Consider the following 22815-nt stretch of genomic DNA (forward strand, 5'->3'; position numbering starts at 1 on the left):
TCTTACTCAAATGTTTTTAGTTTTTCTGAAAGTTTAGAAGCATTTTCTAAAACATCTTGTGAAATTTGTGTTAGCTCGAGTGAATAGTTTTTAACACAATTTGCAAGTTCAGTCACTTTTTCTACATTTTGTTCTAACTCATTCATTTTAGCTTTTGACTCATCGCTTTTTTCTTCCATAATTTTAGTAGAATGGATACTTGTTTTTAATTTTTCTATAGAAGCACCGACTTCACCTTGTAAGATATTAGCTTTGTTAGAAGTATCACTCATGGATTGATGAATTCCATCCATCAAGCTTTTGTTGTCATTAATTTGTTGTACTATAGTTCTTACAGTAGTTTCTATAGCGACTAAAGATTTTGTAGTTTTATCAGCTAAGTTTCTAACTTCATCGGCAACAACAGCAAAGCCTCTACCATGTTCTCCTGCACGAGCTGCTTCAATAGCTGCATTTAAAGCTAGTAAGTTAGTTTGATCGGCTATATCTTTGATAGCTGCTGTAACTTCTACAATACTATCAGCACTTTGTACTAGTATATCCATAGCACTTAAAACACTTTGTTCTTTTTCTCCACTTAGTAATATAAGCTCTACTAACTCTTTAAGTGTTTTTTCAACTTCTCCCATAACTTCTTGCATATCATGCATATCTTTTATAGTATTTTTAGCTAGATTTTGAGTTAAGTCTATATGACTTTCTAAAACAGAACTTATTTCATGGACATTAGAAATTTGCTCATGCTGTAAAAGTGAACTTTGCTGTAAAATTTCAGCATTTTGGGAAAGTTTTTGTGAGCTTTTGTGGCTTGAATTTGCAGTTTGTATGGCTTCTAAAACTGAATTTTGCACTATCTGTATGAAAGAATTAATATAGTTAGCACTTGTAGCTAATTCACTTTTTTTATCAATGTCTAATCTTGCACTTAAATTCGCATGTTCTCCTGCTAGATTTGCACTTAGTTTTTCAAGTAAAGATATAGGTATGATTACTTTTTTTAATGTTAAAAGTATGAAAAAAATCAATACAACTAAGGTAAATAGGAAAATTCCTATAGCTGTATAAAGATTATATTTATTTTGTAGATTGATATTTTTAGCAATTAAATTTTGGTGTGCTAGAATTTGTTTTTGCAGTTCTTGATCAAGAAAACTTTGAGAATTGTCTTTTAATATTTTAATTTGACTTAATATCATCTTACAATGTGTATTAAAAAGCTCAAATAACTCTTGTGGTAATTGAGAATCTTTTGCGTTTAAATTTGTGACAAGATTTTGTAATCTATTTTGTGCTAAAGGTTCTAATATATCCATAGTTCCTATAATGCTTAAAATATTTCCTATATATTCTATTTGTTTAGCCTCTTGAGTAGTGAGTGCTAATTGATTTGTTTGTTTGATGATTTCTTGTTGAATTTCGTAAAGATAAAGCTTTGAATTTATAGCAATAGAATTGGCTGATTTAAAATGTTGTAGTTGTGTATTTTTTTTCTGAAAAATTGCTTCTAGCTTTTTAGTATCTATTTCATTAGCTTTTAAAATAGCTAAAGTATTTTCAAAATCTTTTACTAGTTTGACGCTGATGTCATAGTTTTGTAGATTTAGTTTATTTTTAAAAATTTCATCTATTTTAGTATCTAGAATTTCTAATTTTTGAAAAGAATCCATAATAAGTGAATTTCTTTTGGTGGTATTGTAAGTATTAAAAATAAATAAAGTCAAAGTTAAAAGCAATACCAAAACCACTATGGATAAAGTGATGAATTGTTTTAAAAAAGAGAAAGTTTTTTTATTTGAGTGGATCATGGTATTCTCCTGTTAAAGAATTTAAAAATGCAACTATATCATCAACTACATCTTGCTCTAAAAATTTACCAAGCTGATAATACGCCATAAATTGTACGCAAGCATCAAGTGTTGGCATAGAACCATCATGAAAATAAGGAGCAGTTTTGGCTATGTTTCTAAGACTTGGCACTTTTACTACAAATTGATCGTGAGGATCTTGAGTGATCTCATAGCGTCCTTTCCAATTTGTTCCATTATCATAAGGAACAAATACTCCCATTTTTTGATACATATTTCCACCTATATTTTGTCCTTGATGGCACGCTATACAACCATTTGATAAAAAGGCATTATAGCCTCTTTTTGCTTGTTCGCTTATAGCGTTTTTATCTCCCTTTAAGTAGCGGTCAAATGGGGAATTTGGCGTAAGTAAGGTTTTTTGAAATTCAGCTAAAGCATCTGCTATATTATCAAAGGTAACTTCTCCGTAAAGTCTTTTAAATTCTTTTTCATAAATTGCGTTAGTTTTTACTATTTGCACCACTTCATCTGCATCTTTTAACCCCATTTCTTTAGGGTTTAACAAAGGATGTTTGGCTTGTTCTTGTAAATCTTTTGCATTGCCTCTCCAAAATTGTGCTAGGCTAAAAACGGCATTAAAATTTGTAGGAGTATGGAATGGCTCATCTATTATGCCATTAATACCTGTTGAAAAAGTTTTATTATCTACTCCAAAATTTGCAATATCATGACAACTATTGCAAGATACTTTTTTATCTTTTGATAAACTTGTATCCATATAGAGTTTTTTTCCTAAAATAGCTTTTTCTTTATTATAAGGAATGCCTTCTGGTATAGGTGTAATCATTTCAAATGCTAAAAGTGGTAACAAAGAAAGTATTAAAACAATAAAAATTTTCATAATCATTTTCCTTTAATTTTATAAATTTTTAATTAATAATTTTTTTTAATTATAACATTAAAATCTTAACCTCTTATAAGTAAATATGGTAGTTATCAGTGTTATCAGGGATAAAAACAAAATATAAATAAAAATTCCATACACGAAAGGATTTTCAGGTTTTATAGCCAAAGAATGTAATGCAAATACAAGTTGAGGAGTGAAACCACCCGCTATTGCATAAGCTATATTATAAGAAAAAGAAATTCCACTAAAACGAATACTTGGCTTAAAAATTTTACACATTAAAATAGGTGCTAAAGCATTAATACCACCAAAAAAACACGCTATAAAATAAAAATATATACTCAAATGCAAAATTTGAGCATAGAAAAAATAAAAATAAAAAAAGCACGATAAACTAAATCCTATGGTAAAAATTAAAGCGGTAACTAAAAAACCAAATTTATCAACCCAAATTCCAGCAAGTAAAGTTCCACAAGATAAAATCACTATTGCAAACATTTGGATTAAAATCGCATCTGTTTTATCAAGAATCAAAACTTCTGATATAAAATTGGGCATAAGTAAAATAAGTATTATCACGCAGGCTGTGAGCATCCAAGTTAAAAGCATAGAAGCAATGATGTCTAAATAAATATTTTTTTCTTTAAAAAGTGTTTTTAAAGGAAATTTTTCTAAATCATTTTCTTGTCGCATTTTTTGAAAAACAGGTGTTTCTTCTAAAAATTTTCTAAGATATATAGAAATGATACCAAAAAATCCACCTATGGCAAATGGAATACGCCAAGCATATTCATAAATTGCTTCTTGATCAAAGTAATGATTAATCGCTAAGGCAACAATACAGCCTAAAAGAATTCCAAAAGCCATAGAAGCATTAATAGCGCTAATATAAAAACTATCTCTTCCATCGGGTGCATGTTCTTTTACAAATACCCAAGCACCAGGGAGTTCTCCGCCTATAGCTATACCTTGAGCTATTCTAACAAGTAGTAAAAAAATAGGAGCAAAATATCCTATAGTTTCAAAAGTAGGTATAAAAGCTAGAGAGAAAGTTGGAAGCACCATGAGTAATATACTAAGCATAAACATCTTTTTGCGACCCATTTTATCTCCAAAATGTGCCATAATTATACCACCGATTGGTCTAGCTAAATATCCTGCTGCGAAAGCCCCATAAGTGTTTAAAAGTTTCCAAAAATCACTTAAATCACTAGGAAAAAAATTTCTTGAAATATAATTAGCAAAAAATACAAAAATAACAAAATCATAAAATTCTAAAGCTCCACCCAAAGAAGATAAGGAAAGAGTTTTAAAATCACCTCTTTTTAAAGTTTTTGACATCTATAAATACTTTCTTTTTGTAGTAATTTTGTAATTATAGTAAAAATATTATAGTTTGTAAAAAAATATTAAAAATTTAAAAAGAAAAATTATGATAAAATAATAGCTTTGTATTTTATAGAAAGGAGAGAAATATTGGCAAAAGATGATATTATCGAAATCGATGGTAATGTAATCGAAGCTTTACCTAATGCGACTTTTAAAGTCGAATTAGATAATAAACATGTGATACTTTGTCATATTGCAGGTAAAATGCGTATGCATTATATTAGAATTATGCCTGGCGATAGAGTTAAAGTAGAGCTAACGCCTTATAGTCTTGATAAGGGTCGTATTACATTTAGATACAAATAAGTCTAAGTTGTTTAAAAGCAAAAGTAAAGTATAATTAGCACTTTTGCAGAAATTGCAATAAAACTGTATGAAGAAGTATTTTCAAAATCACCACTTATTTTGAAAATAGTTGGTTGCTCTAAAAACCTGGTGCAGTTGTAAAAAAGTGGAATTTACAATAACAGGAGTAAAGCATGAAAGTTAGACCATCTGTTAAAAAGATGTGTGACAAATGCAAAGTAGTTCGTCGTAAAGGCGTAGTTCGCATTATTTGCGAAAATCCAAAACACAAACAAAGACAAGGATAATTTATGGCTCGTATTGCAGGTGTAGATTTACCAAAGAAAAAAAGAATTGAATATGGTTTGACTTATATTTATGGTATAGGTTTGCATACTTCAAGAAAAATCTTAGATAAAACCGGAATTTCTTATGATAAAAGAGTTCATGAGTTAAGTGAGGACGAAGCAGCGGCTATCCGTAAAGAAATTCAAGAAAACTATATGGTTGAGGGTGATCTTAGAAAACAAGTTGCTATGGATATCAAAGCATTAATGGATCTAGGAAGCTTTAGAGGCTTAAGACATAGAAAAGGCTTACCGGTTCGTGGTCAAAAAACAAAAACAAATGCTAGAACTAGAAAAGGTAAGAGAAAAACCGTTGGTGCAAAATCATAAGGATAGAAAATGGCAAAAAGAAAAGTTGTTAAGAAAAAAATAGTTAAAAAAAATATAGCTAAAGGTATAGTTTATATCAGTGCAACATTTAATAATACTATGGTTACTGTAACTGATGAAATGGGAAATGCTATTGCATGGAGTAGTGCAGGTGGTTTAGGATTTAAAGGTTCTAAAAAATCAACTCCTTATGCGGCACAACAAGCAGTAGAAGATGCTTTAAATAAAGCAAAAGAACATGGTATTAAAGAAGTAGGCATTAAAGTACAAGGGCCAGGAAGTGGTCGTGAAACAGCAGTTAAAAGTGTAGGTGCTATGGAAGGTATCAAAGTAACTTTCTTAAAAGATATTACCCCATTAGCTCATAATGGTTGTAGACCACCAAAACGTCGTCGTGTCTAAGAATAAGATATAAGATTTAGGAGAATTATAATGGCAAGATATAGAGGACCAGTAGAAAAATTAGAAAGACGACTTGGCGTAAGCTTGGCAATGAAAGGCGAAAGAAGATTAGCAGGTAAAAGTGCTTTAGATAAACGCCCTTACGCACCAGGTCAGCATGGACAAAGAAAAGCTAAAATTAGTGAATATGGACTTCAATTAAGAGAAAAACAAAAAGCTAAATTTATGTATGGTGTTAGTGAAAAACAATTTAGAAGATTATTTAGTGAAGCTGCTAGAAAAGATGGCAATACCGGTGCGCTTTTAATCCAGCTTTTAGAACAAAGACTTGATAATGTTGTTTATAGAATGGGTTTTGCTACAACACGCCGTTTTGCTAGACAACTTGTAACTCATGGACACATTTTAGTAAATGGTAAAAGAGTAGATATTCCTAGTTATAGAGTAGAAGCAGGTCAAAAAGTTGAAGTGATTGAAAAAAGCAAAAACAATCCTCAAATTTCAAGAGCGATCGAACTTACTGCTCAAACTGGTATAGTTGCTTGGGTTGATGTAGAAAAAGATAAAAGATTTGGAATTTTTACAAGAAAACCTGAAAGAGAAGAAGTTATCATTCCAGTTGAGGAAAGATATATCGTTGAGTTGTACTCTAAATAATAAAGGTTTTTGATATGAGACATATTACAACTTCTGCTTATACACCAACAGAGTTTAGTATTGAAAATATCAGTGATACAGTAGCAAAAGTAAGTGCATGGCCTTTTGAAATCGGTTATGCTATTACTTTGGCGCATCCTTTGCGTCGTTTGCTTTATTCAAGCACAGTAGGTTTTGCTCCAACAGGAGTTAAAATCAAAGGCGTAGCACATGAATTTGATAGTATGCGTGGTATGCTTGAAGATGTAGCATTGTTTATTATCAATCTAAAAAAATTAAGATTTAAACTAAAAACAGATTCTGAAAAAGAAATCGTAACTTTTAGTTTTAAAGGACCAAAAGAAATTTGCGGAAAAGACTTAGACAATGAAGTTGTTGAAGTTGTGAATGCAGATAGCTACCTTGCAACGATTAATGAAGATGCAGATTTAGAATTTACTTTAATCATTGAAAAAGGTATAGGTTATGTGCCTTCTGAAGAAATTCAAAATTTCTTAGATCCTGAATTTATAGCACTTGATGCGTTCTTTACTCCGGTAAAACATGCGGTTTATGATATAGAAAAAGTGCTTTTTGAAGATAATCCAGATTATGAAAAAGTTGTTTTTACAATCACAACTGATGGTCAAATTTCACCAAGTGACGCTTTTAAAAATGCTTTAGAAGCAATGTATAAACAATTATCAGTGTTTGATAAAATCACTAATGCACAAAGCGTTGTAAGAAGTCAAACATCAAATAATGAAGTAGAACATGTAAAATTACTTCAAAATATAACTGAGTTAAATTTAAGTGCAAGAAGTTTTAACTGCTTAGAAAAAGCAAATGTAGTTTATATTGGTGAACTTGCCTTAATGAGTGTTAGCGAACTTGCAGATTTAAAAAATCTTGGTAAAAAATCTTTAGATGAGATTAAAAGTGTAATGGAATCTATAGGTTTCCCTATAGGAAATTCAAAACTCAGTGATAGTGCAAAAGAAACGCTAAAGAAAAAAATTACAGAATTAAAAGCACAAAATGAAGGATAATCAATGAGACATAGACATGGATATAGAAAGTTAGGTCGCACTTCTACTCATCGTGCAGCCTTATTAAAAAACCTTACCATTGCTATTATTAAAGCAGGTAAAATAGAAACAACATTACCTAAAGCAAAAGAATTAAGAGGTTATGTTGAAAGATTGATCACTCGTGCAAGAAAAGGTGATTTCAATGCTCACAGAGCAGTTTTTGCTAGCTTGCAAGATAAAGAAGCTACAAATAAGCTTGTAACAGAAATTGCACCTAAATTCGCAGATAGAAATGGTGGTTATACAAGAATTATCAAAACAAGAATTCGTCGTGGTGATGCTGCAGAAATGGCTTTCATCGAATTCGTAGCTTAATTTTTAGCCTTTTAAAGGCTAAAAACTTCTTATTTTTATTTATTTACTTACTATTTTTTGTATTTTTATCCATTTTTTGCTACTATTAATCTTTTTAACTACAAAAAAGGAAAAAAATGCAAGAAAATTCAAGATTACGCATAGCTATACAAAAATCAGGTCGTTTAAGTAAAGATTCTATTGCCTTGCTTGAGTCTATAGGCGTAAAACTTCGCATACACGATCAAAGTTTAATTGCTTTTTCTACAAATTTACCTATTGATTTACTTAGAGTAAGAGATGATGATATACCAGGGTTAATTTTTGATGGAGTAGTAGATCTTGGCATAGTTGGAGAAAATGTTTTAGAAGAAAATGAGTTAGAAAGAAAATCAAAAAACGAAAATGCAGATTTTATAATGCTTAAAAAACTTGATTTTGGTGGGTGCCGCTTGTCTTTAGCATTACCAGAAAATAGTGAGTATAAAGGTATAGAAAGTTTTAAAAATTTACGCATAGCAACTTCTTATCCACAGCTTTTAAAGCGTTTTATGGAAGAAAATAATATCCCCTATAAAACTTGTATGTTAACAGGCTCAGTTGAAGTAGCACCAAGTGCAAATTTAGCTGATGGAATTTGTGATTTAGTTTCAAGTGGAGCTACTTTAAAAGCAAACGGACTTAAAGAAGTTATGGTAATTTATAAGTCAAAAGCTTGCATTATCCAAAGAAAAGAAAGTTTAGCTTCACACAAACAAGAATTAATCGATAAATTACTCATTAGAATTCATGGAGTTATGCAAGCAAGAGAGTCAAAATACATCATGTTGCATGCTCCTATTGAAAAGCTAGAAAAAATCACAGCCTTGTTACCAGGTGTTGAAAAACCTACGATTTTACCTTTAGAAAATGATAAAGCTAGAGTGGCATTACATATGGTAAGTCAAGAAAATTTATTTTGGGAAACTATGGAAGCTTTGAAAAAAGAAGGTGCAAGTGCGATTTTAGTTTTACCTATTGAAAAAATGCTCTCTTAAAGGATAAAAATGCAAATACTTGATTTTGAAAAATTAAACCAAAACGAACAAGAATTAGCACTCAAGCGTCCTGCTATGAGTGCTAATGCGCAGGTTAAAACCATAGTAGAACAAATCATTGAAGATGTCAAAACAAATGGCGATGAAGCTTTAAAACAAATGGCTATAAAATTTGATAAAGTAGAGTTAAATTCCATCAAACTAAGCGATGAAGAGCTTAGTAATTTAGCAGAGCAAATTGATGATGAGTTAAAACAAGCTATTAAAATAGCTTATGAAAATATCTATAAATTCCACAAAGCTCAAGAAAGTCAAACCATAGAGGTTCAAACCTTTGAAGGGGTAACTTGCAAGGTGCTAACAAGAGCCATTGAAAAAGTAGGGCTTTATATACCAGGAGGCTTAGCACCACTTTTTTCAACCGCACTTATGCTAGCTATCCCTGCTAAAATTGCAAAATGTAAATTCATAGCCTTAGCTTCCCCAGCGCCATTACATCCTGCCATTGCTTTTGTGGCAAAACTTTGCGAAGTTGATGCAGTGTATCAAATAGGTGGAGCAGGAGCTATAGCAGCGCTTGCTTATGGAACGCAAAGTGTGCAAAAAGTAGATAAAATTTTTGGTCCAGGAAATGCCTTTGTAACTGAAGCCAAAAAGCAAGTTAATAATCATGGAGTAGCTATTGATATGCAAGCAGGCCCTTCTGAAGTGCTAGTTTTAGCAGATGAGTTTGCTAATGCTAAATTTATAGCTTCAGATTTACTCTCGCAAGCTGAACATGGAGCAGATTCTCAAGCAATTTTAGTTTGCACAAGTGAAAAATTAGCCAAAGAAGTAGATAGTGAAGTTGCTTTACAGCTTGAAAAACTCTCGCGTAAAGAAATTGCTTCAAAATCTTTAGCACACTCTAAAATCATTCTTGCAAAAGATATAAAGCATGCCATAAGTATTTCAAATGACTATGCACCCGAGCATTTGATCATTCATACACAAAATCCATCTAGCTTGCTTGATGATATTATGCATGCAGGTTCGGTATTTTTAGGTGAGTATTCTCCAGAATCCATGGGAGATTATGCAAGTGGGACAAATCATGTATTGCCAACTTATGGTTTTACTAAATCTTATTCTTCATTAGGACTTGCTGATTTTATGAAAAGAATGAGTGTGCAAGAACTTAGTAAAGAAGGCTTTAAAAAGCTTGGTCCTGTGGTGGAAATTTTAGCAGCAGCTGAAGGGCTTGATGGGCATAAAAATGCCGTGAGTTTAAGATTAGAAAGTCTAAAATGAGTGCAAAAATTTTATTTATCGATAGAGATGGCACGCTCATTGATGAGCCAAAAGATGATTTTCAAATCGATTCTTTGGAAAAACTTGAGTTTGAAAAAGGTGCTATCAATGCGCTTTTAAAGTTAAAAAATTTTGGTTTTAAATTTGTTATGGTAAGTAATCAAGATGGTCTAGGCACAAATTCTTTTCCTAGGGAAAATTTTGACAAGGCTCATGAAAAAATGCTAAGTGTTTTTCAAAGTTGTGGCATAGAATTTGAAGATATTTTTATATGCCCACATTTTGAGCATGAAAATTGCGCCTGCAGGAAGCCAAAAACTGCCATGCTTGAAAACTACATCAAAAACAAACTTTATGACAAAAATAAAAGTTTTGTTATAGGCGATAGAGATAGCGATATGCTTTTGGCGCAAAATCTTGGAATTCAAGGTTTAAAATATGACAAAAACGACTTTAATTGGGAGCAAATCGCTGATTTTATTTTGCAAAATTACCGCAGTGCCTGTATAGAGCGTAATACCAAAGAAACCCAAATTCAAGTTAAAATGGCTTTTAATGAAAAAGCAAAAGCTAATATAAAAACAAATATCGCATTTTTTGATCATATGTTAGAGCAAATTGCTACGCATGCAAATATATCTTTAGAGATAAAATGCAAAGGAGATTTAGAAGTTGATGAACATCATAGCGTAGAAGATGTCGCACTTGCTTTGGGCGAGGCTATTAAAAATGCACTAGATCAAAAAATAGGTATTGCAAGATATGGCTTTGTTTTACCTATGGATGAGTGCTTGGCAAGTTGCGCGATTGACTTTTGTAATAGACCGCATTTAGTTTATAAGGCTAAATTTAAAAAAGAAAAGCTTGGAGAATTAAGCACAGAAATGATAGAGCATTTTTTCTACTCACTAAGCTATGCTATGGGTGCGAGTTTGCATTTAAAAGTTAAAGGCAAAAACGATCATCACAAAGCCGAAGGGCTTTTTAAAGCTTTTGCGAGAGCTTTAAAAATGGCTATAAAAATAGAAAATGAAAACCTAGCAAGCTCTAAAGGAGTGATATGAAACTAGCGATTATAGATACAGGTTGTGCGAATTTAGCTTCACTTGCTTTTGCACTCGAGCGTTTAGGACAAAAAAGTATTATCACGCATGATTTAAAAGAACTCTCACAAGCAGATAAGCTCTTACTTCCTGGGGTTGGCACAGCAGCTAAAGCAATGGCTAATCTACAAGCACTCAATTTAGAAAATTTTATCCAAACTACCACAAAACCACTTTTAGGCATTTGTCTTGGTATGCAAATTTTGGGTAAATTTTCAGAAGAATTACACCAAAAAACACTTGGTATTATGCCTTTTGAAACACAAAAATTCCAAGAAAAAGCAAATTTTACTTTCCCACATATGGGGTGGAATCAAGTCTTTAGCTCACATGAGCTTTTTAAAGGCTTAGATGGAGCTTATTTTTATTTTGTGCATAGTTATTGTGTGAGTTTAAATGAATACACCATCGCAGAGTGTGAGTATTCTACCAAATTTAGTGCAAGTTTAAATAAAGACAATTTTTATGGTGTGCAGTTTCACCCTGAAAGAAGCGGCGAAGCAGGCGAAGTATTATTAAAAAATTTCATAAATATGTAGGTAAAAATGCAAACTCAAATCATTCCGGCATTAGACTTAATAGATGGTAAAGTAGTAAGGCTTTATAAAGGAGATTATGCTAAAAAGCAAGAATACAGCTTTGATCCTTTGGCTAAATTTCAAGAGTATGAGGCTCAAGGTGTTGCTTGGCTTCATTTGGTGGATTTAAGTGGTGCAAAAGATCCTAGCAAAAGACAACTAAAACTCATAGAAAACCTAGCTTCTAAGATTAGAGTAAATCTTCAAGTAGGTGGAGGAATTCGCACTAAAGATGAGGTTAAAGCTTTGTTTGATAGTGGTGTTAAACGCGTGGTTATAGGCTCTTTAGCGGTTAAAAATAAGCCCCTTACACAAGAGCTTTTAAATGAATTTGGCGTAGAAAGTATAGTCTTAGCGCTTGATAGTATTTGCGTTAAAGATGAGTTTTTTGTGGCTGTTGATGCATGGAGTAAAACAAGCGATGAGAGTTTGTTTGGGCTTTTAAATTTTTATAAAGATGTAAAACATATCTTATGCACAGATATTTCTAAAGATGGCACGATGAGTGGAGCAAACATCACTTTATACAAAGCTTTGCATGAGAAATTTCCACATTTGCAAACCCAAGCAAGTGGAGGTGTGGCGAGCTTAGAAGATTTTAAAAAGCTAAATGGCATAGTAAGTGGTATCATCGTAGGTAAAGCCTTGCTTGATAAAGAATTTAGCATAAAGGAGGCTCAAGAATGCTTACAAAACGCATAATCGCATGTTTAGATGTAAAAGATGGTAGAGTAGTTAAAGGGGTGCAGTTTAAAAATCATGAAGATATGGGAGATGTTATAGAACTTGCTAAATTTTACTCACAAAATGGCATTGATGAGCTTGTATTTTATGATATTACAGCTTCAGCCAAGAATGAGCGTATCAATAGAGCTTGGGTAAGCAAAGTAGCACAAAATATCTCTATACCATTTTGCGTCGCAGGGGGTATAAAAAGCGAAGATGACGCAAAAGAACTTTTAGCAAATGGTGCTGATAAAATTTCTATTAATTCCCCTGCTTTAAATGATCCTGATTTAATCTCACGCCTTGCAAAAAGCTTTGGAGTTCAATGCGTAGTCGTAGGTATAGACACTTTTAAAGATGAAAACAACGAGCTTTTAGTCTATAAATACACTGGAGATGAGAGCAAATCTCATCATAGTGGTAAAAAAACACTAGAGTGGGTAAAGCAAGTATGCGAGCTAGGAGCTGGCGAAATCGTGCTAAATATGATGAATCAAGATGGCATGAGAAAGGGTTATGATCTAGAACAACTTACCAAGGTTAGACAAATTTGTCCTGTGCCTTTAGTGGCAAGCGGTGGCGCAGGGGCTAAAGAGCATTTTTTGGACGCTTTTAAACTTGGTGTTGATGGAGCTTTAGCAGCTTCAGTGTTTCATAAAAAACTTATAGATATTAAAGAATTAAAATTATTTTTAAAAGATCAAGGCATACAAATTCGTATTTAAAAGGAAAAACTATGGGTATAAATGAAGAAGAATTTATAAAAAGCATTAACTGGCAAAAGGTTGATAACCTTGTTCCTGTGATCATTCAAGATTATCATTCTTGTGAAGTTTTAATGCAAGGTTTTATGAATGAACAAGCTCTAAGAGAGAGTTTTAAGCACCAAAAGGTTGTATTTTACTCACGCACTAAAGAGCGTTTGTGGATGAAAGGTGAGCAAAGTGGGAATTTCTTGCATATCATAGATATGGGACTTGATTGTGATAGAGATTGTATTTTAATCCTTGTAAAAGCTCAAGGCGCTACTTGTCATACAGGCGATACTTCTTGTTTTGAAACGCTTTCTAAAAAAGCTGATTTTGTATTTTTATCGCGTCTTGAAAGACTTATTAACTCACGTAAAAGTACTTGCGCAAGCTCTTCTTACACGGCTGAACTTTTTTCAAAAGGCACTAAACGCATAGCACAAAAAGTAGGTGAAGAAGGCGTTGAAACCGCTTTGGCTGCTACTATTAAAGATAAAGATGAGTTGATAAATGAAGCAGCTGATTTACTTTATCATTTAGAAGTGTTATTAGCTGATGCGGATTTGAGTTTAAATGATGTGATTGCTAAATTAAAAGAAAGAAATAAAAGTTAAGCGTGATTTCTCACGCTTAATTAAGCAATATTTTTGAAAAGATTCACTGACTATATCGAGTAATTTTAAAAAAACTTTACACATTAAAATCTAATTTTTGATTTATTTTCTACTTTTTAATTTCATTTTATTTACATTTTTGGAACACTTATTGCTTTGTCTTGGCTAAGCAATAGTAGATTGTGAAGTAATCACAAAGCAATATTTTTTAAAGGATTTAATTATGATGAGATCTCTTTGGGCTGGGGTTTCAGGACTCCAAGCACACCAATACGCAATGGATGTAGAAGGTAATAACATAGCCAATGTTAATACATTTGGTTTTAAATATTCTCGTGCGGATTTCTCAACGCTTATGAGTCAAACTTCTAAGATAGCTACAGCTCCAGATGGCAACCTAGGTGGTAAAAACCCTATGCAAGTTGGACTTGGTGCAGGTGTAAATTCTACTACTAGAATTCACTCTCAAGGTAATATCCAAACTACAGACAAAAACACCGATATGGCTATCAATGGTGATGGATTTTTCATCGTTTCAAATGATGGTGGCACTACGCAGTTTTTTACCCGTGCAGGGGACTTTAAAACAGACGCAGTAGGAAATTTCGTAGATAATAACGGCTACACCGTTCAAGGTTGGAATTATAATCAAGAAACAGGTCAAATTGACTCTTCAACTTCAGTGCAAGATATAGTTATCCCACCTGGTATGAGTATGCCTGCTAGAGCAAGTACTTCAGTAAGCCTTACAGCAAATTTAGATAGTGGTAATACTTTAGGTATGAATGCTTCTGCTAAGCGTCCTATCTATGCTCTTGATTCTACTCATGGTATGAGAAATGATACAGGAACAGTAATAGATGAAAATGATACTGGCCATACTGAGTTTTATACTACTTCTAAAAGTGGAGCCCAAGTAACTGAAAAAGGTGTAGATATGGGCGTGGTGTTTAACGCTCAAGGTGAGGGTTTAAACCTAAGAAGTGGACAAGGTATGTGGGTAAGTTTTGCAGATGCTAAACATACATCAAATGTTAAAATGCATGCTAATTTACCAGAAGATCCATCTAAATGGACAGCAAATACTCAATATACTTATTGGGGTTTTAAGCAACCGGATGGAAGTGTGCAAAATGCAGTTTTAGATATTACTATTAATGGAACTCGTATTCATGCTGAAGGTGTAGGACAAGAAACTTTTATCAATGCCATCAATGCTAAGACAGCTGAAACTGGTGTAGTAGCTTCAGTGGTAGATGGTAAAATCACTTTTACTAATGATAATAGCACAGGAACTACCGCTAAATCTAAAAATTTAGATATTACCATTCATGATACAACTACAGCTGGTGGCCAAGTTAGAGTTCCTCAGGTCCCAGAACAAGGACAAAATGTAACCGAAGCAAATTTAAGGCTCGATGGAGTAGCTCGCAGCGCGTGGTTAGGAACAACTGGAGCAGCTAATAATCAAGCTAAAACTACGGTTCAAGTTATAACAGCACATGAGTATATATATAGTTCTAATAATGTGGATATAGGAGCCAATCCTAATCCTGGGGCAAATACAGCTGAGCAAGCAAATATGCCTAGTGCAAATGGACAAAGAACCTTCCATACCACTGAAGATTTAAGAGAGCTTTTACAAAGAGATGCAAGATGGGGTGTGGATTATGATGGTGATGGATCTTTGGAAAATTGGGCTAATGGTGGTGGAAATGCTATAGGTCAAGATGCAAACCCTTTGGTGGAGGTGGTAGTAGAAAGCGATGGTAGATTTAAAATAACTAATCCAAAAGGTCCCGCTGCAAAAGATATGACTTTTAAAGTTACAGGTTTTTCAGATGAAACCAATAAAATCGCTACCAATGATAAATTTACAGCGATGTTTAGTGCTTTAGATGGAAATTTCAACGCAGGTAATAATGAAAAATATTCTCAAGATATGTACTTATCAGCTCATACTGCTAGTATAGAAATCTTTGACTCATTAGGAACTAGACATGAGCTAACCGTGCAATTTACCAAACAAACTAAAACAGCAGATGGTGGGGCTGAATGGTCTATCATCATCTCAGTGCCTGAACCTGCAGAGATTAATTTTAGTGGTGATGGAGCTCCGGGAAATATAGTAGTAGGAAATTTAAGATTTGGTAATGATGGCTCACTTCAAAGCTATACACCAAATGTATTAAATTTCACCGGAAATAACGGCTCAAAACCTGATCAAGTTATAAAACTTGACTTTGGAACAACAGGTGGTTTTGATGGTTTAACAAGTTATGATAAAGACTCATCTACTACTAAACAAGAAACAGATGGTTACACAGGGGGTAACTTAAAGCCAGATGCATTAAGAACTGATGAGAATGGCTATATCTATGGAGAATTTACAAATGGTAAAACTCTAGCGCTAGCTAAGGTTGCTCTAGCTACTTTCCCAAATAATATGGGTCTTGAAGAAATGGGTAATAACCTTTATAAAGCGACAGCAAACTCAGGAACAGCTACCATAGGTCATGCAGGCGAAGGCGGTAGAGGGGGCTTAAAAGGCTCAGCTATAGAAATGTCGAATGTGGATTTAAGCCGTGCATTAACAGAGCTTATCGTAATCCAAAGGGGTTATCAAGCAAACTCAAAAACGATTACCACAAGTGATCAGCTTTTAAATACTTTGCTTCAATTAAAACAATAATCTTAACCCAAGGTTTTAAAAACCTTGGGATCAAGCTTTACAAGGTTATCGAGGTAGCCTTGTAATACTTGATAGCCTTGAAGCCTTCAATCTATTGCTAACTCACTTCTTTCTTGCCTTAAGGAGTGAGTAGCATGATTTGCATATCGACAAGTTAAAATAAAAATTTATAAACTTGGATTTTTAAAATTTATCATTAATGGTTCTAGCCATTTGGTAGTTTCAAATACTTCTAGCTTGTTGTTTTTAAATTCTAAGAGTTTTTTATAATTTTGAGTATTGTCAAAAATAGTAATGTGGTTACAGAATTTAGCAACGGTGTTAAAATTTTGTAAAGACTCGTAGTATCTTTTTTCTATAAGCTCTTCTTTTATATCATGCCCGCCTTTAGCTACGCGAATTTTAACTCTTTGTTTTGCCGTGTTTGGAGAGTCTAGTCCGATGTAGTAAAGATTTATAGTGTAAGAATTTTTTTGTAGCTTTTTGAATAAAGATAAAATGCTAGTGCCACAAAGTGTGGTTTCTTGGTTAAAATCATAAGCTTTTTTAATATAGTTTTCACGCATTTTAATGGCTATCCTTGAAGCTCTAAATTGATCTTCTTGATTTTTCCAATCACCAAAGCTACTTACGATTTCATCGATGTTGATTCTAAGTCCAAAGTCTTTGTTTTTTTCAAGTTCATTATAATATAAGGTAGTTTTTCCACATCCATTAACACCTGCAAAAATAGTAGCTATTTTTTTCATTAATAAAGCCTTTATTTTATTGATTGATGAGAAATTTTAACATAAATTGTTTATAAGTGTTTTGAAAATAAATATAAAGTTTTTTGAAAAAGGTTCGATATAGTCAGTGAATCTTTTCAAAAATATTGCTTAATTAAGCGTGAGAAATCACGCTTAACTTCTTTTTGATTTTATTTAACTTTCTTTTATTAATCAAACTTAGATAAGAAATCAAAGATAAAAATGTGCAAGTTCCTAAAATAAGTGATAAAAATATAGGTGTATTAGCATTTAAAAGACTTACTAAAAATGCCATTACTCCCGCTATAGCAAATTGTGCTGCACCTAAGAGTGCTGAAGCACTGCCTGCATTTTGTTTTGATCTTGCCATGGCTAAGGTTGTGGTATTTGGCAGGATAAAACCCAAACTTGCTATGATAAAACACAAAGGAATTTCAAAAGCCCAAAAACCTAGCTCAAAAGTTGCACCCAAAATGAGTAAAAAAGTTAAAAAAGTAATCACCATAAGCGCTCTAGGGAGTATATAATAAGGAGAAAATCTAAGGACTAATCTTGCATTGATATTTGCACATATAACAAAGCTTAGAGCATGAGCTCCAAAAAGGGCTGCGTATTGTTGCTCGCTTAATTCAAAAACGCGTGTAAAAACAAAAGATGAGCCGGTTAAATAAGCAAAAAAACCTGCAAATATTAAATTTCCACAAAGCAAATATACTACAAAACGGCGATCTTTTAAAACTTTTTTGTAACTTTTTGTAACCTCTTTGTGATTGAATTTTTTTCCTTTGGTGTTGTGATTACTTTCTTTTAGAACAAAAATAACAAGTAAAAATAAAATAAAGCCTAAGATAAACAATGTCAAAAATATACTACGCCAAGAAAAAAATTCAAGTAAAATTCCACCAAAAGTAGGAGAAAGCATAGGCGCTAAAGAAGTAAAGACCATCATCAAAGCATAAACTCCTGCTGCTTCTTTAAGCTCAAAAACATCATTTACTATAGCTCTTGCTACGACTACACCCACGCAACCTCCTAAAGCTTCAAAAAAACGCAAAGCTATAAAAGCATGAATGGAATCAACTAAAACACAAGCAATACTTGAAGAAATAAAAATAAAAAGTCCTATATATAAAGGTTTTTTTCTGCCATATACATCACTTAATGGTCCATATAAAAGCTGACCTAAAGAAAAGGCGATGAAAAAACTTGCAAGAGAAAGTTGAGTGTAAAAAGAATTTGTTTGAAAGCTTTTTTCTACTTCATTTAAAGCAGGTAAATACATATCAGTTGAAAGTGGTGCTATAGCAGATAAAAAGCCTAGTATGATAATGAGTTTGAGTTTTTCAAAACCTTTTATTTGGGTGTGTTTTTGCATAAAATTTCCTAAAGTCTTTTTACCATTGTATAGCAAAAAGTCTAAAATAAACAATAATTTACATTTTTTAAAGGCAAATAAGATAAAATTAAACTAAAAATAATCAAGGAAAAATTATGAATATGCCTTTTAGTGATGAGGAATTAATCGAACCTGTAAAAGCCAGTCTAGCTAAAACTATGCATATTTTAGAAAATGATGGCGGAGGGCTTGATTTTTTGGGTGTGAAAAATGGTGTAGTTTATGTGAAGCTAACCGGAGCTTGTCATGGCTGCCCAGCTAGTGGGACGACTTTGAAATATGGCTTGGAAAAACAACTTAAAATCGATATACATCCAGATATTACTATAGTAAATTTAGCAGGTGGGGAAAGCGAATTTGCAAAATTATAAAAAAATAGCCATAGAATGTTTTTACAAAAAAGATTTTAAAAATGCTAAGATGTATTTTTCTCTTGCTTATGAAAAGCGTAAAAATAAGAGACTTTTAACTTTTATTAATATTTGTGATTTGGCTTTAAAAAGCCCTGAAGAAGCTTTTGTTTTTTTTGAATTTTTTATGCAAAATTATAAAAATACTAAAGTAGATAAAGACTTAGAAAAACTCATTAATCTTAGCCAAAGTGTGCAGTTTGAAGAAGATAGCGAAGATTTTGAGGGCTTGAGTTATCAAGATTTTTTACTTAGCGAAGCAAAAGTTGGGTTTAAACAAGCCTTAGAAAATGTTATAATATCTAATAAACTTATTATTAACGATAAAGAAGATTTTGTGGATTTTTTAGAAAAGCTTTTAGAACATGGTTATAAAGATATGCTCGTAGCTTATATGGAAGATGTTTCAGCGCATTTTTATTCTAATTATAGATTTATTAAGCTTAGTGAGAAAATCAAGGAATTAAATTATGATAGTAAAGATTGAAAATACTTTCATTTGTGATAATTCTAATGAATGTGAAAAAGATTGTTTTTTCTTAAAAACTACTCAAAATGAAAAATTTCTTCATCAAGCTTTAGAAAAACAAGCAAAAGTTATTGGCATTGGCGAATGCAAGAAGCTTTTAAATATAGATGAAAATATTAAAATCATAGGCATTACAGGCACAAATGGCAAGACAACTACTGCAGGGGCTATTTACTCTATCTTGCTTGATTTAGGTTATAAATGTGCTTTAATGGGAACTAGGGGTAGTTTTATAAATGATAAAAATATCACTCCAAAAGGCTTAACTACTGCTCCTATTTTACAAACCTTAGAGCTTTTATCTTTAGCAAGTAAGGAAAAATGTGAATTTTTGATTATGGAAGTAAGCTCGCATGCTTTGGTGCAAAATCGCATTGAAGGGCTTGAGTTTAAGGCTAAAATTTTTACTAACATCACTCAAGATCATTTAGATTTTCATGGAAACTTTCAAAACTACCAAGCGGCAAAAGAAAGTTTTTTTACCGATGAGTGTATGAAATTTATCAACAAAGATGCAAAAGCTATAAATTTTAATGTCAAAGGTGCTTTTACTTATGGAGTGGAAAATCCAAGTTATTATCACATTAAAGCTTATGCTTTAAAAAATGGCATTGAAGCTGTGGTAAATTTTGGTAAAGAAACTTTTATGATTGATTCTTCTTTGGTGGGGCTTTTTAATCTTTATAATCTTTTGGCTGCAAGCGCTTGTGTAAATGAACTTGTTAAGCCAAATTTAAAAGAGCTTGAAAAGGCCATTAGTAATTTTGGTGGCATTGAGGGTAGAATGCAAGTGGTTGCAAAAGATGTGATTGTAGATTTTGCCCATACGCCCGATGGCATAGAAAAAGTTTTAGATGCTTTAAAATATCGTGATTTGATTGTAGTTTTTGGAGCAGGGGGAGATAGAGATAAAACTAAGCGTCCGTTAATGGCTAAAGTTGCCAAACACTATGCTAAAAAACTCATCATCACAAGTGATAATCCGCGTTCAGAAGAGCCAATGGATATAATTAATGATATTTTAAATGGTATAGAAAAAGATGAGAGTATTTTTATAGAATGTGATAGAAAAGAAGCGATCAAAAAAGCATTAGAGTTTAAAACAAAAGATGATTTTGTAGTGATTTTGGGTAAGGGCGATGAGACTTATCAAGAAATCAAGGGTGTAAAATATCCTTTTAATGATAAAGAAGTAGTATTAGAGATATTAAAAGAAGGAAAATAAATGTTTGAAAATATGGATTTTTCTAAAATGGGCGAGCTTTTAACTAAGGCTCAAGAAAAAGCAAATGAATTAGAGCAAGAAGCTTTAAAAAAAGAATTTAGTGCAAAAAGCGGTGGTGGTTTAGTAAAAGTTAGTGCTAACGGAAAAGGTGAAATCATCGATATAAACATTGATGATTCTTTGTTAGAAGATAAAGAGTCTATGCAAATTTTATTAATAGCAGCGATTAATGATGTGATGAAAATGGTAGAACAAAATAAAAAATCAATGGCTAGTAATTTATTTAGCGGAATGGGAATGCTATGAGAATTTTACTTTGTATTTTGGGTGTAGTTTGCACACTTTTTGCTGTGCCAAGACCGACTTTTAATGATTTTTTGGGTTGTTATGAAAAAAATAAAGCTAGTATGTTGATTTATGAGGGCTTACCTGCCTTTGCTTTAAATGAAAATACTTTAGCAGTAGTTAAAACTAAAAACGCGAAATTAAACAGCTATACTAAATATGATCCCTTTTTAAATTTGTATTTAGTAAAAACAGATTTTAGTTTAATTCCTGCACCTATGGGAAATGAAGAAGATTTAACACGCAATAGTTGGGTGGGAATTTTAGATAGCAATAAAAGCTATATAGGACATTTGAAGTATTTTGGGCAAAGTTTGACAGAGCGTGATCAACTTGACTTTGCTTCTAAAATCGGAGAACTTAACTCGCCGTGTTGTAAAATGCTTGGTATAAGTTTAGAAGATGGCAAACTTATAGGTAATCGTTATTTAAAACACTTTGCAAAATATCCTGATGCTTATTGGGGTGATATAGGTGTGGATTTTGATATGCGTGATGGCAAAATTTATGTTAAAAATGTGCGTAAAAATGGACAATTTTTACTTAATGATGAGCTTGTGAGTGTTGATGGACAAGCTTATGATGATTTAAGAAAACTAAATGAAAAAATTTTATTTGCTGATCGCGGTGCAACTTTATACTTTAATGTATTAAGAGATAATAAAGATGTTAATATCTCCACTATGGTTTTTGATAAAGACTTGGGTGCATTTGCTAAGCCTAAAAAAGTGGTTCAAGCTAAGCCAAGTTCTTTTTATAGCAATCTAGGATTGCGCGTAGATATGAAAATGAATATTACAGAAGTTACTCCAAATTCTAAAGCGCAAATGGCTGGATTTTTAAAAGGGGATAAAATTTTAAGAATTAATAATCAAAAAATCAACAATTTTAATGAACTTCAAGCTGTTTTAGCTCAAGCTAATACTTTTGATATTCTAGTCTCAAGACAAGCAAGCAATATCCCTTCAGCGAAAAATAATGACTTTGAGCATTTTAATAAAGGATACTTTGACTTTTTTATAAGGCTAAATAAGTGATTTTAGAAAAATTCAAACAGCATTTAGAGCAAAATTTTCCTAAAACTCAAAGCTTTCATCCATTTTTTAATGAAGCTTTAAAATGGATGTTAGAAGCTGGTGGGAAGCATTTTAGAGCCCAACTGCTTTTGGGTATAGTTAATGCTAAAAATCCTGCTTTGTTTGAAAAGGCTTTAAATGCAGCTTTGGCTTTGGAATTTATCCACACTTACTCTTTAATACATGATGATTTACCCGCTATGGATGATGCTTCTTTGCGTAGAGGAAAGCAAACTTTACACAAAAAATATGATGAAACTACGGCTATTTTAGTGGGCGATGCTTTAAATACTCAAGCTTTTTTACTTCTTTCTAAGCTTAATTTAAAAGAAAATGTTAGATTAAAACTCATAGAAACTTTAGCATTTAATGCAGGGCTTGGCGGTATGATTATCGGGCAAGCTATTGATTGTTATTTTGAAGATATGCCTTTAAATTTAGAGCAAGTTGAGTTTTTGCACATTCATAAAACTGCAAGATTGATTGCAGCGGCTTTAAAAATGGGTTGTGAAATTTGTGAGTTAGATGAAAAAGAATGCGAGCAAATTTATGAAATAGGACTTTTGATAGGATTAGTTTTTCAAATTAAAGATGACATTATCGATGCGACTTTAGATACTCAAGAAGCAGGAAAGCCAACTCATAATGATTTGCATAAAAATTCTTTTGTTAAACTTTTAGGTTTAGAAGGTGCTAAAAAGGCAAAAGATGATAAAATTGCTTTATGTGAAGAAAAAATGAAAAATTTAGACTCTAAGCTTGCTAATGAGCTTCAAATTTTGATTGATAAATATTTAAAAGGTTAAA

General features: G+C 32.3%; 26 protein-coding genes and 1 pseudogene. 21 read left to right on the forward strand and 6 right to left on the reverse strand.

The window, feature by feature from the left end:
* Nucleotides 1-2: 2 nt before the first annotated feature.
* The 4 genes and pseudogenes from L8U37_RS08185 to L8U37_RS01960 all read right to left on the reverse strand — a co-directional run bounded on the left by L8U37_RS08185 (nucleotide 3) and on the right by L8U37_RS01960 (nucleotide 4056).
* Complete coding sequence (locus L8U37_RS08185; RefSeq protein WP_393921357.1) at nucleotides 3-650, reverse strand: methyl-accepting chemotaxis protein; 648 nt, start codon at nucleotides 648-650, stop codon at nucleotides 3-5.
* 480 nt (nucleotides 651-1130) lie between these two features.
* Nucleotides 1131-1805: pseudogene (locus tag L8U37_RS08190) on the reverse strand (DAHL domain-containing protein); the annotation flags it as partial.
* A complete protein-coding gene (locus L8U37_RS01955) occupies nucleotides 1789-2712 on the reverse strand; it encodes a cytochrome-c peroxidase (protein WP_263659248.1) in 924 nt (307 codons plus the stop codon). The pseudogene L8U37_RS08190 and the gene L8U37_RS01955, both read right to left, overlap by 17 nt.
* A 54-nt stretch (nucleotides 2713-2766) precedes the next feature.
* Nucleotides 2767-4056 carry an MFS transporter gene (locus L8U37_RS01960; protein ID WP_263660375.1) on the reverse strand — a complete coding sequence of 430 codons (1290 nt, stop codon included), beginning with the start codon at nucleotides 4054-4056 and terminating at the stop codon, nucleotides 2767-2769.
* Between the two features lie 135 nt (nucleotides 4057-4191).
* Here L8U37_RS01960 and infA point away from each other — a divergent pair, with 135 nt between their 5' ends.
* The 15 genes from infA to flgE all read left to right on the forward strand — a co-directional run bounded on the left by infA (nucleotide 4192) and on the right by flgE (nucleotide 16278).
* Nucleotides 4192-4410 carry a translation initiation factor IF-1 gene (gene infA, locus L8U37_RS01965; protein WP_012660842.1) on the forward strand — a complete coding sequence of 73 codons (219 nt, stop codon included), beginning with the start codon at nucleotides 4192-4194 and terminating at the stop codon, nucleotides 4408-4410.
* A 173-nt stretch (nucleotides 4411-4583) separates the two neighbouring features.
* Nucleotides 4584-4697: a 50S ribosomal protein L36 gene (gene rpmJ / locus L8U37_RS01970; protein WP_002781429.1), complete on the forward strand. Its 114-nt coding sequence runs from the start codon at nucleotides 4584-4586 to the stop codon at nucleotides 4695-4697.
* Between the two features lie 3 nt (nucleotides 4698-4700).
* The gene (gene rpsM / locus L8U37_RS01975; protein ID WP_012660843.1) at nucleotides 4701-5066 is read left to right on the forward strand and encodes a 30S ribosomal protein S13; all 366 of its coding nucleotides are present in this window, start codon (nucleotides 4701-4703) and stop codon (nucleotides 5064-5066) included.
* Nucleotides 5067-5075: 9 nt separating this feature from the next.
* Entirely contained in the window at nucleotides 5076-5468 is a 393-nt protein-coding gene (gene rpsK / locus L8U37_RS01980; RefSeq protein WP_133319145.1) for a 30S ribosomal protein S11, read from the forward strand.
* Between the two features lie 30 nt (nucleotides 5469-5498).
* Nucleotides 5499-6125, forward strand: coding sequence for a 30S ribosomal protein S4 (gene rpsD, locus L8U37_RS01985; RefSeq protein ID WP_263659172.1), 627 nt, complete (start codon nucleotides 5499-5501; stop codon nucleotides 6123-6125).
* A 14-nt stretch (nucleotides 6126-6139) separates the two neighbouring features.
* Nucleotides 6140-7153 (forward strand): DNA-directed RNA polymerase subunit alpha, encoded by a 1014-nt coding sequence (locus tag L8U37_RS01990; protein ID WP_263728452.1) that lies wholly within the window; start codon nucleotides 6140-6142, stop codon nucleotides 7151-7153.
* Between the two features lie 3 nt (nucleotides 7154-7156).
* Nucleotides 7157-7510: a 50S ribosomal protein L17 gene (rplQ, locus tag L8U37_RS01995; RefSeq protein ID WP_012660847.1), complete on the forward strand. Its 354-nt coding sequence runs from the start codon at nucleotides 7157-7159 to the stop codon at nucleotides 7508-7510.
* 116 nt (nucleotides 7511-7626) lie between these two features.
* Nucleotides 7627-8526, forward strand: coding sequence for an ATP phosphoribosyltransferase (gene hisG / locus L8U37_RS02000; protein WP_133319147.1), 900 nt, complete (start codon nucleotides 7627-7629; stop codon nucleotides 8524-8526).
* 9 nt (nucleotides 8527-8535) lie between these two features.
* Nucleotides 8536-9816, forward strand: coding sequence for a histidinol dehydrogenase (hisD, locus tag L8U37_RS02005; protein WP_263728453.1), 1281 nt, complete (start codon nucleotides 8536-8538; stop codon nucleotides 9814-9816).
* Entirely contained in the window at nucleotides 9813-10880 is a 1068-nt protein-coding gene (hisB, locus tag L8U37_RS02010; RefSeq protein ID WP_263728454.1) for a bifunctional histidinol-phosphatase/imidazoleglycerol-phosphate dehydratase HisB, read from the forward strand. Before hisD ends, hisB begins: the two co-directional genes overlap by 4 nt.
* On the forward strand, nucleotides 10877-11458 hold the full coding sequence (gene hisH, locus L8U37_RS02015) for an imidazole glycerol phosphate synthase subunit HisH (RefSeq protein ID WP_039627716.1): 582 nt from the start codon (nucleotides 10877-10879) through the stop codon (nucleotides 11456-11458). Before hisB ends, hisH begins: the two co-directional genes overlap by 4 nt.
* 6 nt (nucleotides 11459-11464) lie before the next feature.
* A complete protein-coding gene (gene hisA, locus L8U37_RS02020) occupies nucleotides 11465-12199 on the forward strand; it encodes a 1-(5-phosphoribosyl)-5-[(5-phosphoribosylamino)methylideneamino]imidazole-4-carboxamide isomerase (protein ID WP_263728455.1) in 735 nt (244 codons plus the stop codon).
* Nucleotides 12181-12948, forward strand: coding sequence for an imidazole glycerol phosphate synthase subunit HisF (hisF, locus tag L8U37_RS02025; RefSeq protein ID WP_263728456.1), 768 nt, complete (start codon nucleotides 12181-12183; stop codon nucleotides 12946-12948). Before hisA ends, hisF begins: the two co-directional genes overlap by 19 nt.
* A gap of 11 nt (nucleotides 12949-12959) precedes the next feature.
* Entirely contained in the window at nucleotides 12960-13586 is a 627-nt protein-coding gene (hisIE, locus tag L8U37_RS02030; protein ID WP_263728457.1) for a bifunctional phosphoribosyl-AMP cyclohydrolase/phosphoribosyl-ATP diphosphatase HisIE, read from the forward strand.
* Nucleotides 13587-13809: 223 nt separating this feature from the next.
* Nucleotides 13810-16278, forward strand: a complete 2469-nt coding sequence (gene flgE / locus L8U37_RS02035) for a flagellar hook protein FlgE (protein ID WP_263728458.1) — start codon at nucleotides 13810-13812, stop codon at nucleotides 16276-16278.
* 167 nt (nucleotides 16279-16445) lie between these two features.
* On the opposite strand, the gene L8U37_RS02040 is transcribed toward flgE, so the two are convergent.
* The gene (locus tag L8U37_RS02040; RefSeq protein WP_263662677.1) at nucleotides 16446-17027 is read right to left on the reverse strand and encodes a zeta toxin family protein; all 582 of its coding nucleotides are present in this window, start codon (nucleotides 17025-17027) and stop codon (nucleotides 16446-16448) included.
* A gap of 133 nt (nucleotides 17028-17160) precedes the next feature.
* The gene (locus L8U37_RS02045; RefSeq protein ID WP_263728459.1) at nucleotides 17161-18402 is read right to left on the reverse strand and encodes a multidrug effflux MFS transporter; all 1242 of its coding nucleotides are present in this window, start codon (nucleotides 18400-18402) and stop codon (nucleotides 17161-17163) included.
* A gap of 122 nt (nucleotides 18403-18524) precedes the next feature.
* Here L8U37_RS02045 and L8U37_RS02050 point away from each other — a divergent pair, with 122 nt between their 5' ends.
* The 6 genes from L8U37_RS02050 to L8U37_RS02075 are packed head-to-tail and all read left to right on the forward strand — an operon-like array spanning nucleotide 18525 to nucleotide 22814.
* Nucleotides 18525-18794, forward strand: coding sequence for an iron-sulfur cluster biogenesis protein NfuA (locus L8U37_RS02050; RefSeq protein WP_039619526.1), 270 nt, complete (start codon nucleotides 18525-18527; stop codon nucleotides 18792-18794).
* Nucleotides 18781-19320, forward strand: a complete 540-nt coding sequence (locus tag L8U37_RS02055) for a histidine kinase (protein WP_133319159.1) — start codon at nucleotides 18781-18783, stop codon at nucleotides 19318-19320. The genes L8U37_RS02050 and L8U37_RS02055 overlap by 14 nt, the downstream gene beginning before the upstream one ends.
* Nucleotides 19304-20587: a UDP-N-acetylmuramoyl-L-alanyl-D-glutamate--2,6-diaminopimelate ligase gene (locus L8U37_RS02060; protein ID WP_263728460.1), complete on the forward strand. Its 1284-nt coding sequence runs from the start codon at nucleotides 19304-19306 to the stop codon at nucleotides 20585-20587. Before L8U37_RS02055 ends, L8U37_RS02060 begins: the two co-directional genes overlap by 17 nt.
* On the forward strand, nucleotides 20588-20893 hold the full coding sequence (locus L8U37_RS02065; RefSeq protein WP_039667857.1) for a YbaB/EbfC family nucleoid-associated protein: 306 nt from the start codon (nucleotides 20588-20590) through the stop codon (nucleotides 20891-20893).
* Complete coding sequence (locus tag L8U37_RS02070; protein WP_220567026.1) at nucleotides 20890-21969, forward strand: PDZ domain-containing protein; 1080 nt, start codon at nucleotides 20890-20892, stop codon at nucleotides 21967-21969. Before L8U37_RS02065 ends, L8U37_RS02070 begins: the two co-directional genes overlap by 4 nt.
* Nucleotides 21969-22814, forward strand: coding sequence for a polyprenyl synthetase family protein (locus tag L8U37_RS02075; protein ID WP_263661464.1), 846 nt, complete (start codon nucleotides 21969-21971; stop codon nucleotides 22812-22814). Before L8U37_RS02070 ends, L8U37_RS02075 begins: the two co-directional genes overlap by 1 nt.
* Nucleotide 22815 lies beyond the last annotated feature (1 nt).

This window comes from Campylobacter sp. RKI_CA19_01122 (genome assembly GCF_025771325.1).
Taxonomy (GTDB): domain Bacteria; phylum Campylobacterota; class Campylobacteria; order Campylobacterales; family Campylobacteraceae; genus Campylobacter_D; species Campylobacter_D lari_D.

Coding starts and splice junctions, on each gene's coding strand:
- rpsM (WP_012660843.1), top strand. CDS start 4,701: ATGGCTCGTATTGCAGGTGTAGATTTACCAAAGAAAAAAAGAATTGAA.
- L8U37_RS02060 (WP_263728460.1), top strand. CDS start 19,304: ATGATAGTAAAGATTGAAAATACTTTCATTTGTGATAATTCTAATGAA.
- hisA (WP_263728455.1), top strand. CDS start 11,465: ATGCAAACTCAAATCATTCCGGCATTAGACTTAATAGATGGTAAAGTA.
- L8U37_RS02070 (WP_220567026.1), top strand. CDS start 20,890: ATGAGAATTTTACTTTGTATTTTGGGTGTAGTTTGCACACTTTTTGCT.
- hisG (WP_133319147.1), top strand. CDS start 7,627: ATGCAAGAAAATTCAAGATTACGCATAGCTATACAAAAATCAGGTCGT.
- L8U37_RS08185 (WP_393921357.1), bottom strand. CDS start 650: ATGCATGATATGCAAGAAGTTATGGGAGAAGTTGAAAAAACACTTAAA.
- rpsD (WP_263659172.1), top strand. CDS start 5,499: ATGGCAAGATATAGAGGACCAGTAGAAAAATTAGAAAGACGACTTGGC.
- rplQ (WP_012660847.1), top strand. CDS start 7,157: ATGAGACATAGACATGGATATAGAAAGTTAGGTCGCACTTCTACTCAT.
- hisB (WP_263728454.1), top strand. CDS start 9,813: ATGAGTGCAAAAATTTTATTTATCGATAGAGATGGCACGCTCATTGAT.
- L8U37_RS01990 (WP_263728452.1), top strand. CDS start 6,140: ATGAGACATATTACAACTTCTGCTTATACACCAACAGAGTTTAGTATT.
- hisD (WP_263728453.1), top strand. CDS start 8,536: ATGCAAATACTTGATTTTGAAAAATTAAACCAAAACGAACAAGAATTA.
- rpsK (WP_133319145.1), top strand. CDS start 5,076: ATGGCAAAAAGAAAAGTTGTTAAGAAAAAAATAGTTAAAAAAAATATA.
- L8U37_RS01960 (WP_263660375.1), bottom strand. CDS start 4,056: ATGTCAAAAACTTTAAAAAGAGGTGATTTTAAAACTCTTTCCTTATCT.
- hisF (WP_263728456.1), top strand. CDS start 12,181: ATGCTTACAAAACGCATAATCGCATGTTTAGATGTAAAAGATGGTAGA.
- hisH (WP_039627716.1), top strand. CDS start 10,877: ATGAAACTAGCGATTATAGATACAGGTTGTGCGAATTTAGCTTCACTT.
- L8U37_RS02050 (WP_039619526.1), top strand. CDS start 18,525: ATGCCTTTTAGTGATGAGGAATTAATCGAACCTGTAAAAGCCAGTCTA.
- L8U37_RS02040 (WP_263662677.1), bottom strand. CDS start 17,027: ATGAAAAAAATAGCTACTATTTTTGCAGGTGTTAATGGATGTGGAAAA.
- L8U37_RS02045 (WP_263728459.1), bottom strand. CDS start 18,402: ATGCAAAAACACACCCAAATAAAAGGTTTTGAAAAACTCAAACTCATT.
- rpmJ (WP_002781429.1), top strand. CDS start 4,584: ATGAAAGTTAGACCATCTGTTAAAAAGATGTGTGACAAATGCAAAGTA.
- flgE (WP_263728458.1), top strand. CDS start 13,810: ATGATGAGATCTCTTTGGGCTGGGGTTTCAGGACTCCAAGCACACCAA.
- L8U37_RS02065 (WP_039667857.1), top strand. CDS start 20,588: ATGTTTGAAAATATGGATTTTTCTAAAATGGGCGAGCTTTTAACTAAG.
- hisIE (WP_263728457.1), top strand. CDS start 12,960: ATGGGTATAAATGAAGAAGAATTTATAAAAAGCATTAACTGGCAAAAG.